16 protein-coding genes and 2 pseudogenes are annotated in these 14,486 nt (G+C 64.9%); 6 read left to right on the forward strand and 12 right to left on the reverse strand.

Going from position 1 to position 14,486, the window contains the following annotated elements; all coding sequences use genetic code 11:
- Positions 1-119 precede the first annotated feature (119 nt).
- Positions 120-380, forward strand: a complete 261-nt coding sequence (locus DLM46_RS23935; RefSeq protein ID WP_115104527.1) for a hypothetical protein — start codon at positions 120-122, stop codon at positions 378-380.
- Between the two features lie 85 nt (positions 381-465).
- On the opposite strand, the gene DLM46_RS23940 is transcribed toward DLM46_RS23935, so the two are convergent.
- The 6 genes and pseudogenes from DLM46_RS23940 to DLM46_RS23965 form a co-directional block, all read right to left on the reverse strand.
- Positions 466-795, reverse strand: a complete 330-nt coding sequence (locus DLM46_RS23940; protein WP_115104529.1) for a hypothetical protein — start codon at positions 793-795, stop codon at positions 466-468.
- An 8-nt stretch (positions 796-803) separates the two neighbouring features.
- Complete coding sequence (locus tag DLM46_RS23945; RefSeq protein WP_115104532.1) at positions 804-1,571, reverse strand: AraC family transcriptional regulator; 768 nt, start codon at positions 1,569-1,571, stop codon at positions 804-806.
- A gap of 164 nt (positions 1,572-1,735) precedes the next feature.
- On the reverse strand, positions 1,736-3,010 hold the full coding sequence (locus DLM46_RS23950) for an FAD-dependent oxidoreductase (RefSeq protein ID WP_115104534.1): 1,275 nt from the start codon (positions 3,008-3,010) through the stop codon (positions 1,736-1,738).
- A 134-nt stretch (positions 3,011-3,144) separates the two neighbouring features.
- Positions 3,145-3,405 (reverse strand): annotated as a pseudogene (locus DLM46_RS23955) ((2Fe-2S)-binding protein); the annotation flags it as partial.
- On the reverse strand, positions 3,398-4,522 hold the full coding sequence (locus DLM46_RS23960; protein WP_115104625.1) for an NAD(P)/FAD-dependent oxidoreductase: 1,125 nt from the start codon (positions 4,520-4,522) through the stop codon (positions 3,398-3,400). The pseudogene DLM46_RS23955 and the gene DLM46_RS23960, both read right to left, overlap by 8 nt.
- The gene (locus tag DLM46_RS23965; RefSeq protein WP_115104538.1) at positions 4,519-5,475 is read right to left on the reverse strand and encodes a 4-hydroxyproline epimerase; all 957 of its coding nucleotides are present in this window, start codon (positions 5,473-5,475) and stop codon (positions 4,519-4,521) included. Before DLM46_RS23965 ends, DLM46_RS23960 begins: the two co-directional genes overlap by 4 nt.
- A gap of 348 nt (positions 5,476-5,823) precedes the next feature.
- Here DLM46_RS23965 and DLM46_RS23970 point away from each other — a divergent pair, with 348 nt between their 5' ends.
- On the forward strand, positions 5,824-6,729 hold the full coding sequence (locus DLM46_RS23970; RefSeq protein ID WP_115104627.1) for a dihydrodipicolinate synthase family protein: 906 nt from the start codon (positions 5,824-5,826) through the stop codon (positions 6,727-6,729).
- A gap of 223 nt (positions 6,730-6,952) precedes the next feature.
- Here DLM46_RS23970 and DLM46_RS23975 read toward each other — a convergent pair whose 3' ends face one another.
- Positions 6,953-7,672, reverse strand: coding sequence for a response regulator transcription factor (locus tag DLM46_RS23975; RefSeq protein WP_115104541.1), 720 nt, complete (start codon positions 7,670-7,672; stop codon positions 6,953-6,955).
- 406 nt (positions 7,673-8,078) lie between these two features.
- Between DLM46_RS23975 and DLM46_RS23980 the strand changes: the two genes are divergently transcribed.
- Positions 8,079-9,380 (forward strand): MFS transporter, encoded by a 1,302-nt coding sequence (locus DLM46_RS23980; protein ID WP_115104544.1) that lies wholly within the window; start codon positions 8,079-8,081, stop codon positions 9,378-9,380.
- Between the two features lie 147 nt (positions 9,381-9,527).
- Complete coding sequence (locus tag DLM46_RS23985) at positions 9,528-10,997, forward strand: MFS transporter (RefSeq protein WP_115104547.1); 1,470 nt, start codon at positions 9,528-9,530, stop codon at positions 10,995-10,997.
- Positions 10,998-11,145: 148 nt separating this feature from the next.
- On the opposite strand, the gene DLM46_RS23990 is transcribed toward DLM46_RS23985, so the two are convergent.
- From DLM46_RS23990 to DLM46_RS24010, 5 genes are all read right to left on the reverse strand, one after another.
- Positions 11,146-11,418: a hypothetical protein gene (locus tag DLM46_RS23990; protein ID WP_115104549.1), complete on the reverse strand. Its 273-nt coding sequence runs from the start codon at positions 11,416-11,418 to the stop codon at positions 11,146-11,148.
- A gap of 55 nt (positions 11,419-11,473) precedes the next feature.
- Entirely contained in the window at positions 11,474-11,905 is a 432-nt protein-coding gene (locus tag DLM46_RS23995; protein WP_115104552.1) for a DoxX family protein, read from the reverse strand.
- A 144-nt stretch (positions 11,906-12,049) separates the two neighbouring features.
- Positions 12,050-12,511, reverse strand: a complete 462-nt coding sequence (locus DLM46_RS24000; RefSeq protein ID WP_115104554.1) for an RbsD/FucU family protein — start codon at positions 12,509-12,511, stop codon at positions 12,050-12,052.
- A 131-nt stretch (positions 12,512-12,642) separates the two neighbouring features.
- Positions 12,643-12,909, reverse strand: coding sequence for a hypothetical protein (locus DLM46_RS24005; RefSeq protein ID WP_115104557.1), 267 nt, complete (start codon positions 12,907-12,909; stop codon positions 12,643-12,645).
- 30 nt (positions 12,910-12,939) lie between these two features.
- Positions 12,940-13,308 (reverse strand): nuclear transport factor 2 family protein, encoded by a 369-nt coding sequence (locus DLM46_RS24010; RefSeq protein WP_115104629.1) that lies wholly within the window; start codon positions 13,306-13,308, stop codon positions 12,940-12,942.
- Positions 13,309-13,626: 318 nt separating this feature from the next.
- On the opposite strand from DLM46_RS24010, the pseudogene DLM46_RS24015 reads away from it, so the two are divergent.
- Together DLM46_RS24015 and DLM46_RS24020 are read left to right on the forward strand one after the other, a co-directional pair.
- A pseudogene (locus DLM46_RS24015) lies at positions 13,627-13,990 on the forward strand (type II toxin-antitoxin system RelE/ParE family toxin).
- Entirely contained in the window at positions 13,987-14,289 is a 303-nt protein-coding gene (locus DLM46_RS24020; protein WP_054039070.1) for an addiction module antidote protein, read from the forward strand. The pseudogene DLM46_RS24015 and the gene DLM46_RS24020 overlap by 4 nt, the downstream one beginning before the upstream one ends.
- Positions 14,290-14,486: the final 197 nt, after the last annotated feature.

A 14,486-nucleotide genomic window follows, 5' to 3' on the forward strand; every position in this document is an offset into this window, starting at 1 on the left:
GGTAACTTGTTCCGGAGCAATCATAGTGTCACGGTGTTACAGGACAATGTGGTCTTAAGAATCGTTTAAGACTTCGTACGCATGATCCGTCCGACACTATCCCGCACAAGGTGCGATCCATGAACCAGCCCGATCAAAATCCGAACGACACGCTGGCTCCCGCCAGGCGGCCCACCATTTTGCGCCGCCTGCTGAGCCATCACGAACTGGCCACGCTGCTGCTGTTGCTGCATGCGCCGATCGACGCCTCCGCAAAACCCGAGATCCCGCAGCTTCACGAAGCCGGCTTGATCGAAACGGTATCCGGCGATTCCGGCGCGTCGCATATCCGTTTGACGCCTGAGGGCAATGCGGTGCTGCGCGGGCTTGGGGTGAAGTAACTACTCGCGCCTGATCTCAGGGCTCGCTTTCGCAGCCCCCGTTTGCAGCCCCCCTCGCCCCTGCGGTTGTCTATATTTCGTCTTCTTAAGCCTGCCACACGCCGTATCCCGCTTCGCGCAGCCCAATCGCCAGCTCCACTTCCATATCCTGAGCGCCGCGGTAAGGCATTGGATTGAATACTTCATACAGCTCGGGCACGAGGTGCAGGCCGTAATCGCGCACATAGCGGTTTGCCTGAATGCCGGCCTTATGCCGGTCGAATCTCAGATCCGGGTCTAGTCCCGTCATTCCCACATACACGCACGGCTTGTCGAACCGGTAGTCCGGATTCGCCCGGCGAAAGCGCGCCTCGTTCCAGACCCTGTCGTCCAAGGCGACGACGTACACGTAGTAGTAATGCTTGCGACGAACCATGCGCGAACTCAGCTTCGCGAGGTTCCGTGCAGCAGCATCCGGTACTCGGTCGGCGTCACGCCGACGGTCGCCTTGAATTGCCGCGTAAAAGCGCTGTGGTCGGTGTAGCCGCAGAGCGCGGCGATATCGGTGACCTTGTCGTGCGAAACCAGCAACGCGGTGGCGGCGTCCAGACGCGTTTTCAGCAGCACCTGACGCGGCGTCAAATGAAACACTTTATGAAAGTAGCGCTCCAGTTGCGCTACCGACATATCCGCCATCGCCGCAAGCTGTTTCAAATTCAACGGCTGCACGTAGTTTTCCTGGATGGACTGCACGACCGCGGCGAGCCTGCTGTACGCGGGATGACTGCCCTCGTCCGCTTTCAGATCGCGCGAAATACCGGCAAGGCCGACCACCTTGCCTGCCGCGTCGCGCAGCGGCTGTTTGCAGGTCAGACACCAGCCGGGCTGGCGCCCCGGATAAAGATGCAGTTCCAGTTGATCGATTAGCTGGTTGCCGACGTTGATGATCGCTTTGTCCTGCGCAGTGTAGATGCGGCCGAAGCGGCGCGGAAACACGTCTTCGGCGGTCTTGCCGAGCAGCGCGGCTTTTTCCTTGTAACCGCAGCGCGAGGCGAGCGTGCGATTGACCAGCGCATAGCGCGCCTGCGCGTCCTTGACGAAGAACACGACGTCCGGCATCGCATCGAACACCGGCTCGAGCAGCGCAAAATGCGACAGCATGCCGGACAGCGTTGCGTCGCCAGCTTCGAGCGGATGAGCGAGCGTGTTCATCGTGCGTGTCCCGTTTTGTGCCGTTTGTACCGTCTGTACCGTTTGTGCCGTTTATCCATGCATCCGGGCGGTTCGCGTGTGCGGTCGATTATAGGGCCGGGCGGCGGGGGGAAAATATCCGCCCCGAAGGAAGTCCCCTTGGGGGCGGTCCTCCGGCCCCGGCGTCATTCTGACGGCGGCGGCTCGGCGCTCGCCGTCATCAACGTGCCGATTTGCGCCGGGGTGAACGGCGGGCGCGGCGCGGCGGCTTGCCAGCCGAAATACAGGCTCGCCGCTGCGCCGCAGATTTTTCCCTGGCACGCGCCCATGCCGCAGCGGGTGTGCAGCTTGGCCTCGCGCCAGTTCGGATAGGCGCGCACTTCGCCGATGCTCACGTCTTCGCAGCGGCACAGCAGCGTGGCGTCAGGGGGCGGGGTGCGCGTCGCGCCTTGCAACGCGAACGCCGACTCGACGCGCTGGCCGAAACGCCGCCATCGCGCGCGTTGGGCACATTGTGCGCGCAGCGGGGCGCCGCTTGCCACCAGCCCCGCGATCTCGCCTTCCACCTGCGCCAACTCCGCGCCGCCGATGCCCGTGCATTCGCCGGCGGCCAGCACGCCGTCGACCGAAGTCCGCTGTTCGCTGTCGACGACGATCTCGCCCACCGCGCCGATCTCACAACCCAGCGCCTGCGCAAGCGCGACATTCGGCACGAGTCCGTAACCGCACGCGAGGCGCTCGCAATCGAGCATCTCGTCGCGTGCGCCGCGCCGGACCGTTACGCGCTCGACACGGCCGTTACCCTGCGCCTCCCGCACGACGCTGCCGGTCCAGTAACGCAGGCCCGCGAAGCCGCGCGTCAAGCGAACGCCCTGCCACAACTTTGCAGGCTCGGCGAGCAATGAAGCGCCGAAACGCCCGACCTTCGCCGCCGAGGCCTGCTCGACCACCGCCACCACCCGCGCCCCGGCGGCGCGCGCGGTGGCTAGTGCGGCGAGCAGCAATGGACCGCTGCCTGCAATCACGATCCGTTCGCCGCGCACCGGCATGCCGCCTTTGATGAGCGCCTGCAGCGCGCCTGCGCCGGTCACACCGGGCAGCGTCCAGCCGGTGAACGGCAACAGGCGCTCGCGTGCGCCGGTCGCAAGGATGAGCCGCTCGTAGGTAACGCACACGCCGCCGTGCTCCGCCGATTCGAGCAGCAAACCGCGTGAGCCCAACGGCGCGATCACGCGGGTCGAAGGCAACAGCGTGACGCCGCGTTGCATGCGCAGAGCGTCGAGCAGCGTGCGTAGCGGTGTTGGCGGCAGAATTCCCGGCCCCTGTCGCCAGATCTGTCCGCCGGCGCGCGGATTGTCGTCGAGGACCGCGACAGATGCGCCCGCGCGGGCCGCCGCGCACGCGGCATTCAGCCCGGCCGGACCGGCGCCGACGACGACAATATCGAAGTGCTGTTTCATCGCGTTGCAGTGTTGCCCGTGGTGTCCGTGGTGTCCGTGGTGTCCGTGGTGTCCGTGGTGTCCGTGGTGTTCGTGGTGTTCGTGGTGTTCGTGATACCAGTCATGCTTACGGCGCCCGTCATTCCCGTGGTGCACGTGCAAATGGTCTGGCCGTCGTGGCAAAGCGTCTGGCACGCCAAAGCGTGCTGCCGGCCGTCGATCGTCACGCGGCACTCCTGGCACACGCCCATGCCGCACAGCGCCGCGCGCGGTTCGCCGCCGACCGAGGTCCGCGTGCCGCTTTTCCCGGCCATGACGAGCGCGGCGGCGACCGTCGTACCGACTTCGACGTCGATGCTTCTATCGTTGATCGTCACGCGGACGCCCACGCGTCCACCAATAAGCGCGTTAGACATGACAGTTCCGTTTGGTCAATCGCGCCGGCAGATACGGTTCGATAGGAATCGGCGCGGCGCTCCCCATGATTTGCGCGGCCAGCAGCTTCGCGGTTGCGACCGAAGTGGTCACGCCCAGCCCCTCGTGGCCGACGGCCAGCCAGACACCCGGCGCGTGCTCGCCGGCCGGACCGATCAGCGGCAGACCATCCGGCGACGCCGCGCGAAAGCCGGTCCACGCGCGGATGCCATTGAGTGCCGGCAACACCGGCAGATAGCGCGCCGCGCGTAGCAGCATCTGCGCGAGCACCGGCATCTCGACAGCGGGATCGGTGGTATCGAACTGGCGCGACGAGCCGATCAGCAATTGGCCGGTAGGCCGCGGCTGCGCATTGAACGCCACCGACGTGCCGGCCGCATGGTGCGCGCTCTTGATGTAGCCGAGCTCGAGCAGTTGATGACGAATCAGCGCGGGATAGCGGTCGGTGATCAACAGATGGCCCTTCTTCGCCTGCAATGGCCATGGCGCAAGCCGCTGTGCTCCCAGGCCATTGGCGACGATCACGTGCGCCGCGCTCACACGCTCGCCGTCGGCCAGCGTCACGCCATGCGCACCGAGCGCGGCGACTTGCGAGCCGAGCCGCACACGGATACGCGCGGCGCCCGGCGATTGCGTCAACAGCCACTGCGCGACCCTCGGCGCATACACAATGCTGTCGTGCTCGATCCGCAAACCGCCGGCCATCGATTCCGCCAGCGCCGGCTCGCACGCCCGTAACGCCGCCGCGTCGAGCAGTTGCGCGGCGACGCCTTGCGCCGCAAACGCGGCCTGCATCGCGCGGGCGGCTTGCCACTCCTCATCGTCCGCTGCGACCCACAGCGTCCCGCAACGCGCGAACGCATCGCATGGACGCAACTGCGGCGCCAGTTCCAGCCACAACGCGCGCGAATAGCGACTCAGCGCGAATTCCGCCGGCGAGTCGTTCATCACGACGATATGGCCCATGCCCGCCGCCGTCGCACCGCCGCCGATGCCCTGTTCGTCCAGCACCTCGACCCGCATGCCGAGCGCGGCCAGTTCCGCCGCGCAAGCCGCGCCGACAATGCCCGCCCCGACGACCACCGCGTCCGCTGTCATGCCGTGCGGATGCCCCATGCGAACGGATCGCGCTCATCGAAGCAGAGGCGCCCTTCGGCCATGATGTGCGCGTGGCCGGTGATGGTCGGCATGACCGAAACGCCGTCGGCGGCGTGGCGATAGCTCGCCTCGAACACGCTGCCGATGATGCTTTCCTGCCGCCACACTGCGCCTTCGGCCAATTTGCCGTCGGCGGCGAGGCAGGCGACTTTTGCACTCGTGCCGGTGCCGCACGGCGAGCGGTCGAACGCGTTGCCCGGACACAGCACGAAGTTGCGGCTGTCAATGCCGTCGCGTGAGCCAGGCCCGAAGAGTTCGATGTGATCGATCAAGGCGCCCTCGGCACCGGTAATGCGCTGCGCGATCAAAGCGTCGCGAATCGCCGAACTGAATGCCGTCAGTTCGCCAATGCGCGCGGCTTCCAGCGTGCGTCCATGTTCCGCGACGAGGAAAAACCAGTTGCCGCCCCATCCAATATCGCCGCTCAGTATGCCGTAGCCCGGCACGTCCACTTGCACGCCTTCGCGATAACGGTAAGCCGGCACGTTGCGCACGGCGACGCTGCCGTCCTCGTTGAGCGTCGCTTCGACAACGCCGACCGGCGTTTCGATCCGATGGCGCCCCGGCCCGATCCGTCCCATGTGCGCGAGCGAAACGACCAGGCCGATCGTGCCGTGCCCGCACATGCCGAGGTAGCCGACATTGTTGAAGAAGATCACGCCCGCCGCGCACGCCGGGTCGTCCGGCTCGCACAGCAGCGCGCCGACCACGACATCGGAGCCGCGCGGTTCGGTGACGATGCCCGCGCGCCAGTCGTCGAAATGCGCGCGAAACACGTCGAGGCGCTGCGCCAACGTGCCGCCGCCGAGATCCGGGCCACCCGACACCACCAGGCGGGTCGGTTCACCGCCGGTGTGCGAGTCGATAATGTTCAAGGTTTTCATGACGAGCATGGTAGGAATATCCGGCTGGCAAGTCTTGGTGTACGTGCGCGTGGATTGTGACGATTTCGGCATAATCGGCGAGGGCGTCCGGAGGCGCGTCGCGCTATGGCGACTGACGCGGGCGGCACCCTGATCACCCACGATCGGCGACCGCACAAGACGGCCGGGGCGAGTGCTTCAAGCCATCTCGCCGTCCGTCGCGATTCATCCTGAAATAGCCGCCTCGCTTCATTAGGACAGACCTGCACGCACAGCCACTATGCCGAAATCGTCATGCGTCACGCGGCAATCGCGCAAGACGACGGCAATTTCCCTGCTTACACTGCGCTTCGATTCATCACATTCAGGAGAGCAATCGTGGCGCATATCTGGGAAGGCGTATGGCCTGCAGTCACCACCAAATTCAACGCGGATTTCAGCATAGACCGCGCGTGGACCGGTAAGAATATCGAAGCGCAGATCGAGGCAGGGGTGGACGGCATCATCGTGTGCGGCTCGCTCGGCGAGGCGTCGACGCTCTCTCTGGACGAAAAGCTGCAAGTGCTCGACATCGCCGTCGACACTGCGCGCGGCCGCGTGCCGGTCCTGCTGACGATCGCCGAAAACAGCACGCTCGACGCCTGCCGCCAAGCCGAAGCCGGCGGCCAGCGCGGCGCGGCCGGTTTCATGGTGCTGCCGGGGCTGCGTTATCTGTCCGACCGGCGCGAGACGCTGCACCACTTCCGCAGCGTCGCCGAGGCCAGCGCCCTGCCGCTGATGATCTACAACAATCCGCTGGCATACGGCGTCGACATGACACCCGAGATGTTCGCCGAGATTGCCGACGAAAAGAAAATCGTTGCGATCAAGGAATCATGCGGCGATGTGCGGCGCGTGACCGATCTGATCAACGCGGTCGGCGACCGCTTCGCGATTCTGTGCGGCGTCGATAACCTGGCGATGGAAGCGATACTGATGGGCGCGCACGGCTGGGTGGCCGGTCTGGTGTGCGCATTTCCGCACGAGACGGTCGCGATCTACAAGCTGCTGAAGGCCGGCCGGCTCGAGGAAGCCCGCGCGATCTATCGCTGGTTCGCTCCCTTGCTCGCGCTTGACGTGTCGCCGAAGCTGGTACAGAACATCAAGCTGGCGGAGGCGATCGTCGGGCTCGGCACGGAACCGGTGCGGCCGCCGCGTCTCCCGCTGGCGGGCGACGAACGCCTGGCTGTCGAAGCGCTGATTCGCCGGGCGCTCGAAACGCGTCCGGCGTTGCCGCGCCTCTGAACGGCGCGGAGGTACGTTAGCGGCTAATTGCTGCTAATTGCTGCTAATTGCTGCTGGTTGTGGCGGTTGCGGCGGTTGCGGCGGTTGCGGCGGTTGCGGCGGTTGCGGCGGTTGCGGCAGTTGCGGCGGTTGCGGCGGTTGCGGCAGTTGCGGCAGTTGCGGCAGTTGCGGCAGTTGCGGCTGGTTGCTCTTTAATGAACAACACCAGCCGTCAGCCGCCAGTTCAGGCCGCAGTCTTCTCGGTGCCGGCTTCGCCTTGCTGCAAATGCACCAGCCGGTAGCCGCTCTTGTACACCGGTTGGAGGCGAAAGTCGTTTTGCGGCTCGATTTCGAGCAAAAGACGCAGGCGCGACACGTGGCTGTCGATCGTGCGCGTGAACTCGCGGAATTCGCGGCCCCACACCATCGCGAAGATATGGTCGCGCGACATCACACGGCCGATGTTGGCAAAGAACAGCGACGCCAGTCGGTATTGCGTACCCGATAGCTGGACCGGCTGCCCGCGCAACATGACGATCTGCCTATGGGTATCGAAATGGTACGGGCCGACGTCGAAGCTCGCCGCACTGAAACGGTCCGGATATGCACGGCGCAGGAGCGCAGTAATGCGCTCGCGAAACTCGCCCGGGCGCACAGGCAGTCCGACATAGTCGTCCGCGCCGCCGCTGAAAGCGCGCACCACGCTCTCCTCCGACGTTTCGGCCGAAGCGAACATGACCGGCAGGCGGTCGCCGCGCACCGCGCGCACCGACCTCAGCACTTCGGCGCCGGACAGGCGCGTGCCCTGCCAATCCAGCACGAGAAGATCCACCGTGGAACGAGCGAGCACTTTCGACATGGCGAGACCGTCGCCGTAACTCATACAGGTATGGCCGGCATCCATGACGATCCTTTCGAGCGACTGGCGCTGCACGGGGTCACGCTGAAGGATGGCAATACGCATGGGATGACTCTCAACTAATAGCTCGGACGCGATTCTCAAATCAGTGCCCGTTCTATCCCATAGGAGCAATCCTAAACTGCACGCCGGGCGCCCTGTTCTGACGAACGTGTGTCTCGTTCCGACGGCAGACTTCCACACTACGTACAGCGCCCTAACCAAAGAGGCCCGACAGCGGAAGAAAAACGCTTTCAGGGGAACTTTTCCCAGTCTAATTAAGCACTTCCCGAAGCAGAGGGCTTTCATCCTGTAAAATCCCGGCCTGGCCCCCGTCGTCATCGCGCCTGCCCTACCCGGACCGGCGCGCCGGTGTCCCGTGCTCTACCCAGCGCCTGCCACACTTCTCGCCCGACGACCGCCGCATTCCACGCGCTACGTGTGGCTTTCAATTCAAGACAATGACATAGCAATGCAAGCAACAAATCTGGGTGGAGCACAGGCTGCCACCCCACGTCCTCTTGGGCGCAGCGATTACAAGACGCTCGGCCTCGCCGCGCTGGGCGGGGCTCTGGAGTTTTACGACTTCATCATCTTCGTATTCTTCGCGCCGGCGATCGGTCAGCTGTTCTTCCCGGCCGAGATGCCGGACTGGCTGCGCCAGGTGCAGACCTTCGGTATCTTCGCCGCCGGCTATCTGGCGCGGCCGCTGGGCGGCATCATCATGGCGCATTTCGGCGACCTGTTCGGCCGCAAGCGCATGTTCACGCTAAGCGTGCTGCTGATGTCGGTGCCGACGCTAATGATGGGCCTGCTGCCCACCTACGTGAGCATCGGCGTACTGGCGCCGGTGCTCCTGCTGGTGTTCCGCGTGCTGCAAGGCGCGGCGGTCGGCGGCGAAGTGCCGGGCGCATGGGTGTTCGTCTCCGAACACGTGCCGCGCCGGCACGTCGGCTACGCGTGCGGCACGCTGACAGCCGGTCTCACGGCAGGCATCCTGCTGGGCTCGCTGATCGCCTCGGCGGTGAACCGCCATTTCGCGCCGGCGGAAATCTCGGCGTACGCGTGGCGCATTCCGTTCCTGGTCGGCGGCGTGTTCGGCATGTTCTCGGTTTATCTGCGCCGCTGGCTGCACGAGACGCCGGTGTTCGCCGAACTCAAGCAGCGCAAGTCGCTAGCCGCGGAAGTGCCGCTCAAAGCCGTGCTGCGCGATCACGGCCGCGCCGTGATCGTGTCGATGCTGCTCACGTGGATGCTGTCGGCGGCGATCGTCGTGGTGATCCTGATGACGCCGACGCTGTTGCAGAAGCAGTTTCACATCGCGCCGGCCACCGCGCTGCTGGCCAATTGCGTCGCGACGCTGTGCCTGACGATCGGCTGCGTGATGGCGGGCTCGATCGCCGGCCGGATCGGCGCGGGGCGCACGATTTTCATCGGCGGCCTGGCGCTCGCGGCGTCGTACTACGCGATGTTCCAGCAGCTTGCCGCCGATACGTCGGCGCTGGTGCCGCTGTACGCCGTAGCGGGCTTTTTCGTCGGCGTGATCGGCGCGATTCCGTTCGTGATGGTCAAGGCATTCCCGCCAGTCGTGCGCTTCTCGGGCATCTCGTTCTCGTATAACGTCGCCTACGCGGTGTTCGGCGGCCTCACGCCGGTCGCCGTGTCGCTGATGATGAAGTCGAACCCGATGGCCGCGCCGATGTATGTCGGCGCGCTGTGCATCGTCGGTGCTTTGACTACGTTCCTCATCAAGGACGCAGCGCAAACGCGCTGATCGCGTAGTATCGCAACGGCGCGCCCACGCGGCGCGCCGTTGCTCCTCTCCCGGGCTCATGCCCTGCCTTGCGCGTTGTTTCGGCGACATCGACACTTCACGCCATCGCGAAACATGGTGCGCTGCATCGGACCTACGATGCATTGCATGAAAACGCCCAATCCCTCTCTCACGCCCGCTCTCGGCTGCGTCCTCGCGACGGTCAGCGTCGGCTTCGTCGTCACGCAACTCGACGTGACCATCGTCAACATCGCGCTGCCGAAGATCGGTGCGGACCTGCAGGCGACTGTCGCGGGCCTGCAATGGGTCGTCGATGCCTACATGCTCGCGTTCGCGGTGCTGATGCTGTCCGCCGGCGTACTCGGCGACCGGCTCGGCACGCGGCGCATGTACGCGGCCGGCATCGTGCTGTTCGCACTGGCGTCGCTCGCTTGCGGACTGGCGCAGGACGCCGCCATGCTGATCGCGGCGCGCGCGGCGCAAGGCATCGGCGCCGCCGCGATGCTGCCGAACTCGCTTGCGCTGCTCAATCGGTCGTTTGGACATGACCCGAGGCTCAGAGCGCGCGCCGTCGGGTTGTGGACCGCTGCCGGCGCGATTTCGATCGCGGCGGGTCCGGTAGCCGGCGGTCTGCTGATCGCGGCGTTCGGCTGGCGCAGCATCTTCCTCGTCAACCTGCCGATCTGCGCGGCCGGTTTGCTGGCGACCCTGGCGTGGGTGCCGCGCCCGGCAACGGCGCCGACGCCAGCGGGCAGCCCGGGGACCGAAACCGGGCCAGGCACGCGCAGCATCGATCTGAGCGGCCAGGGCCTTGCCATCGTCGCGCTGACTGCCTTCGTCGCCGCCGTGATCGAATGGCGTCCAGCCGGCTCGAGCCATCCGTTGGTGGCGGGCGGCCTGGTACTTGCGCTAGTCGCGAGCGGCGCGTTTATCGCCGTGGAAAGGCGCGTCGCGGCGCCGATGCTGCCGCTCTCGCTCTTCAGCAAGCGCACCTTCAGCGCCGCGGTGCTGTTTGGCGTCTGTGTGAATCTGACGTACTACGGCATGGTGTTCGTGCTGAGCCTGTATTTGCAGCGCGTGCGCGGCTATACGCCGTTGCAGGCCGGGCTCGCGTTCCTGCCGTTGACCGGCGGGTTTCTGGTCTCGAATGTGGCAAGCGGCTGGGTAGTCGGCCGCTACGGCGTGCGCGTGCCGATGATTGCCGGAGCGATGACCGCCGCGCTCGGCTATGGCCTGCTGCATCGGGTCGACGCAGCCACGCCGCTCGCCGGCTTGCTGGTGCCGTTCCTGCTGATTCCGTCAGGGATGGGGCTAGCCGTCCCGGCGATGACGACGAGCGTGCTGGCCTGCGTCGAAGCGAAACGGGCAGGCACGGCGTCGGCAGTATTGAATACTGCGAGGCAAGCGGGCGGCGCGGTGGGCGTGGCCGCGTTCGGCGCCTTGGCAAGCGGCGCTGCCGCGACGCGGATCGTAGCGGGCATGCAGGCCGCCACCGGAATCTCGGTGGGGCTGCTGGTGCTCGGCGGCGTACTCGCCTGCCTCGTGCATCCCGAGCCGCACAGGCGAGCGGCGAGCGAGCGCAAATCCGGGCCCGTACGAGGCGCCGAGCCGCACTGAGCGGTACATTTTTTGCTGGTGGGAAAAGACAACCCCCGCGATGCTCGCGCGCCGCAGGGGTTTTGTCACCGATAGAGCGAACGCGGGGCGCCGGACGGCTTGAACAGACGCACTCAGCCACACCCTGCTTGAAGCGGCGCCTCGGGGCTCAGAGCGACGCCTCCTGAATCGTGCCGGTATCGATAGCGCGCTCGATCAGGCCTTCGCTTTGCGCCTTGCTGATCGCGTCGGCGATGAGCTTTTCCGGCTCCTCGATCTCGGCCTTGATCGTGCCGAGGAGCCCCGACGCATCCAGAACCACCAGCGTTTTCGCCGAATCCGCCAGGCTGATGATGACGCGATGCGGCGTGGACCCTTCGCCAAGGCTCGCGCACAACTGCGTAACCTTGCCGCCAATGGTTTGCTCGAAACTTTGAATCATCGTTTGCTCCCTTGATAGCAGCCGGAATCAGAAGCTACCAGCACGGCCTGTGCCATCATCGATTCAACCCGCCGCGCGGCGCGCGGGCGCCGTCGATACTGATACGGCCCGCTCCGGTCACGAACAGGAGCAGGAAACCACCGGCAACGCCCATGTTTTTCCAGAAGTGGATCACCATGTCGCGTTGCGAGGCGGCATCCGTGACGTTCCAGAAGTCGTGCCCCAGCACTGCCGTCGCCACCGTATACACCGCCATGACGAGCGCGAGCGGACGGACCTTGAAGCCGACAATCAGGAACAGGCCGCCGAGCGCCTCGACCGCGGTGGCGATCGGTGCAGCGACCGGCACGAACGGCACGCCTTTCGAATGCAGATAGCCGACGAAGCCGGCATAGCCCAGCAGCTTCATCACGCCGCCCCACAGAAAGAGCACGGCAAGGGCGATGCGTGCGAGGAGGATGACGCCGGAATCGACGGGACGCGTCATGAGGGGGGCTCCTGTAAATGAATAAGCAGCAGACCCGGCCGGCCGGCCGCAGTTCCCCGCCTTGCACCTGAGAATATGTGCATCGCCCGCCTTTTCCAAGCTCGGGCAGAAGCGTACGGGGCGCCTCGACGCGAGCTGCCTCGATTACCGCGGGGCGTCCGGTGCAAGCAATACGCCCTTGGTCAGCACAAAGCAGCCATAACCGCGCTCCTCGCCCGTCGCGATCACGCAATAGGCTTTACGCGCGCGCTCATAAAAAGCGAATCGTTCGATCGAAGCAAACGGCACCTCGCGCCCTTCCGCTGCGTTGACCTCGATTTGCGCTTCGCGCTGCACTGCCGGAATCGTGTTCGGCTCGCCTACCACTTCCATCCGCGAAGCGGGATGCTCGATGAACGTATCGAGCGGCAGCACCGACAGAACCGCTCGAATCGCTCGCGGCGCGCTCACGCCGTCGAGGCGAAGCAGTTTGCCCAGCACTGTCGTACGCGCCACTGAAGCGCCCGGGAAATTCGCGTCGCAAATCACCAACTCGTCGCCATGCCCCATCGAGCGTAGCGCGTACAACACGTCGGCGTTCAACAGCGGGTCCAGATTCTTCAGCACGGTGTCTCCTTGATGTCCAGTTGGCGGCCGACCGTCCGGTTTCGGCCGGTCGGCCAGATAAGGTATGCAGGTGTATGCCGGTCGATTCACGACCGGCTCGCGTCGGATCCCGATTATGGCCGAATTGACGATCAGCCGTTCCGCGCGAAGTGCCGGGCCGCGCCATTGCGGCGTTGCAGACACTGCCAGCGCAGCCATCCAACCAACGCCAGCGACACGAGACCGGCGCCGCCCAGCACCGGCTCGCGCAAGGCCAGCAAAGCAGTGAACGTGAAAGCACGCGCGCCGGCGAGCAGCGCGAAGCCGGCAATCGCACTGCTCAGCGCATCGAGCGCGCCCGAGAAGCGCGCGAACTTGATGAACGGACCGGCAGCTGTGGCGGCAGCGGGCTCGAGCATGATCGTCTCCGTGAGAAAAAGCCGGGGCTGTTACGCGGCGCCAGGCACCTGGTCGAGGAAGCCGGTCACCGCCTGCAAGCGGCCGTTCGCGTCGACCATTCCGAAGTCGGAACCCTTGACGATCGCCGTACCCTCGGGCGTTGACAGCTCCCATGAAAAACGCAGCCGGTTCGCGAAGCCGTCCACTTCCGTCGTGCGTCGAAACGTGTGATTCGGAAAGCGCTCGTGCACCGCGCGGATCATTGCGTCGATACCGTCGCGTCCCGCGCCCGAGAGCAGCGGATCGCGATAGTCGGCGTCGACGGTCCATGTCGCGGCGATCAACTCGCGACGGCGCGCCGCATCGGTCTCATTCCAGGCGTCGAAGTAGCGGTCGATCAGGTCGGTATTTGCGTTCATCACAATCTCCTTGAGTGGCATCACTGAGCACTGCGCTCGGCAGACACGATGTATGCGGCGGGCTCGGAATGAAGATTGGCGGCTTGCGTGCGGCGAGTCGATTACCTCGCAGGTAAGCATGTGAACTCACCGCCGCTTTGAATGTGGCTTTGAACGTTGCCTTGAACGTGCCTTCGATACTTGCAGGATTGGCCATCCGGCCGAGTCGTCAGAGACAGCGCCTAACGCTAACCTCGTGCGGCAAATGGGGGCCGCGCTGCGCGAGCGCGCGGCATGGCGACGAATTGAACGAGCGCGGACACGAGCCGCTTTTTTCATATGGCTTTTACACTTGCAAAGACGTATCCACAAGGATACACTCATCAGCAGATCGGTTCACCGCCTGTGTACACGATCAATCGCACCGAGGAATTCGATCGTTGGCTTGCCGGTCTCGCAGATCTCAGGGCACGCGCAAAAATTCTGGTGCCGCGCCGAGCGCGGTCATTTCGGCGATACCAAGCCGCTTGAAGACGGCGTGTCCGAGATGCGCATCGATTGCGGTCCCGGCTATCGGGTCTACTTCGCGCGCCAGGAGCGTGTGGTGTATCTGCTGCTCTGCGGTGGGGACAAGTCCACCCAGCCAGCCGACATCAAGCATGCCAAAACAATGTGGGCAGCAATCAGAAAGGAACTGTCATGAGCAAGGTCAAAACCGCCCGTTTCGACGCATCGCACTACCTCGATAGCGAGGAGATGATCGCCGAGTATCTCAACGCCGCGCTGGAAGAAGGCGATGCCGATCTTCTTCTCGCCGCGATTGCCGACATTGCCAAAGCACGCGGCATCGCCAAGGTTGCGGCCGATGCAGGACTCGGACGCGAAAGTCTCTACAAAACGCTCGCGCCCGGCTCCAAACCGCGCATGGATACCGTGTTCAAGCTGCTGCGCGCGCTCGGCGTCAAACTCAACGCGGTACCGGAGGGCGTGGCCCCGGCCTGATCGACGCTCGCCATGCTGACCCCCTGCTTGTTCCTCGCCATCGGTATGTGCCGCTAAACCCAAAGTTCACGCGTTCGATTTCTTGTGCGGTCGGCGCGGCGGCACATTGAAATCATGTGTGTCCGATGCCTTCGTGTGAGGTTCCAGTAACCAGAAGCGATGACGTCATCAACTGGGTCATCACCTGAACCATCAGC

The sequence above is a fragment of the Paraburkholderia lacunae genome, from assembly GCF_003353175.1.
In the GTDB taxonomy this organism is placed as follows: domain Bacteria; phylum Pseudomonadota; class Gammaproteobacteria; order Burkholderiales; family Burkholderiaceae; genus Paraburkholderia; species Paraburkholderia lacunae.

Bases quoted from the DNA above. Each gene is read 5' to 3' on its own strand.
- DLM46_RS23935 (WP_115104527.1), top strand. From the start codon at position 120: ATGAACCAGCCCGATCAAAATCCGAACGACACGCTGGCTCCCGCCAGG.
- DLM46_RS23940 (WP_115104529.1), bottom strand. From the start codon at position 795: ATGGTTCGTCGCAAGCATTACTACTACGTGTACGTCGTCGCCTTGGAC.
- DLM46_RS23945 (WP_115104532.1), bottom strand. From the start codon at position 1,571: ATGAACACGCTCGCTCATCCGCTCGAAGCTGGCGACGCAACGCTGTCC.
- DLM46_RS23950 (WP_115104534.1), bottom strand. From the start codon at position 3,010: ATGAAACAGCACTTCGATATTGTCGTCGTCGGCGCCGGTCCGGCCGGG.
- DLM46_RS23960 (WP_115104625.1), bottom strand. From the start codon at position 4,522: ATGACAGCGGACGCGGTGGTCGTCGGGGCGGGCATTGTCGGCGCGGCT.
- DLM46_RS23965 (WP_115104538.1), bottom strand. From the start codon at position 5,475: ATGCTCGTCATGAAAACCTTGAACATTATCGACTCGCACACCGGCGGT.
- DLM46_RS23975 (WP_115104541.1), bottom strand. From the start codon at position 7,672: ATGCGTATTGCCATCCTTCAGCGTGACCCCGTGCAGCGCCAGTCGCTC.
- DLM46_RS23980 (WP_115104544.1), top strand. From the start codon at position 8,079: ATGCAAGCAACAAATCTGGGTGGAGCACAGGCTGCCACCCCACGTCCT.
- DLM46_RS23985 (WP_115104547.1), top strand. From the start codon at position 9,528: ATGAAAACGCCCAATCCCTCTCTCACGCCCGCTCTCGGCTGCGTCCTC.
- DLM46_RS23990 (WP_115104549.1), bottom strand. From the start codon at position 11,418: ATGATTCAAAGTTTCGAGCAAACCATTGGCGGCAAGGTTACGCAGTTG.
- DLM46_RS23995 (WP_115104552.1), bottom strand. From the start codon at position 11,905: ATGACGCGTCCCGTCGATTCCGGCGTCATCCTCCTCGCACGCATCGCC.
- DLM46_RS24005 (WP_115104557.1), bottom strand. From the start codon at position 12,909: ATGCTCGAGCCCGCTGCCGCCACAGCTGCCGGTCCGTTCATCAAGTTC.
- DLM46_RS24010 (WP_115104629.1), bottom strand. From the start codon at position 13,308: ATGAACGCAAATACCGACCTGATCGACCGCTACTTCGACGCCTGGAAT.
- DLM46_RS24020 (WP_054039070.1), top strand. From the start codon at position 13,987: ATGAGCAAGGTCAAAACCGCCCGTTTCGACGCATCGCACTACCTCGAT.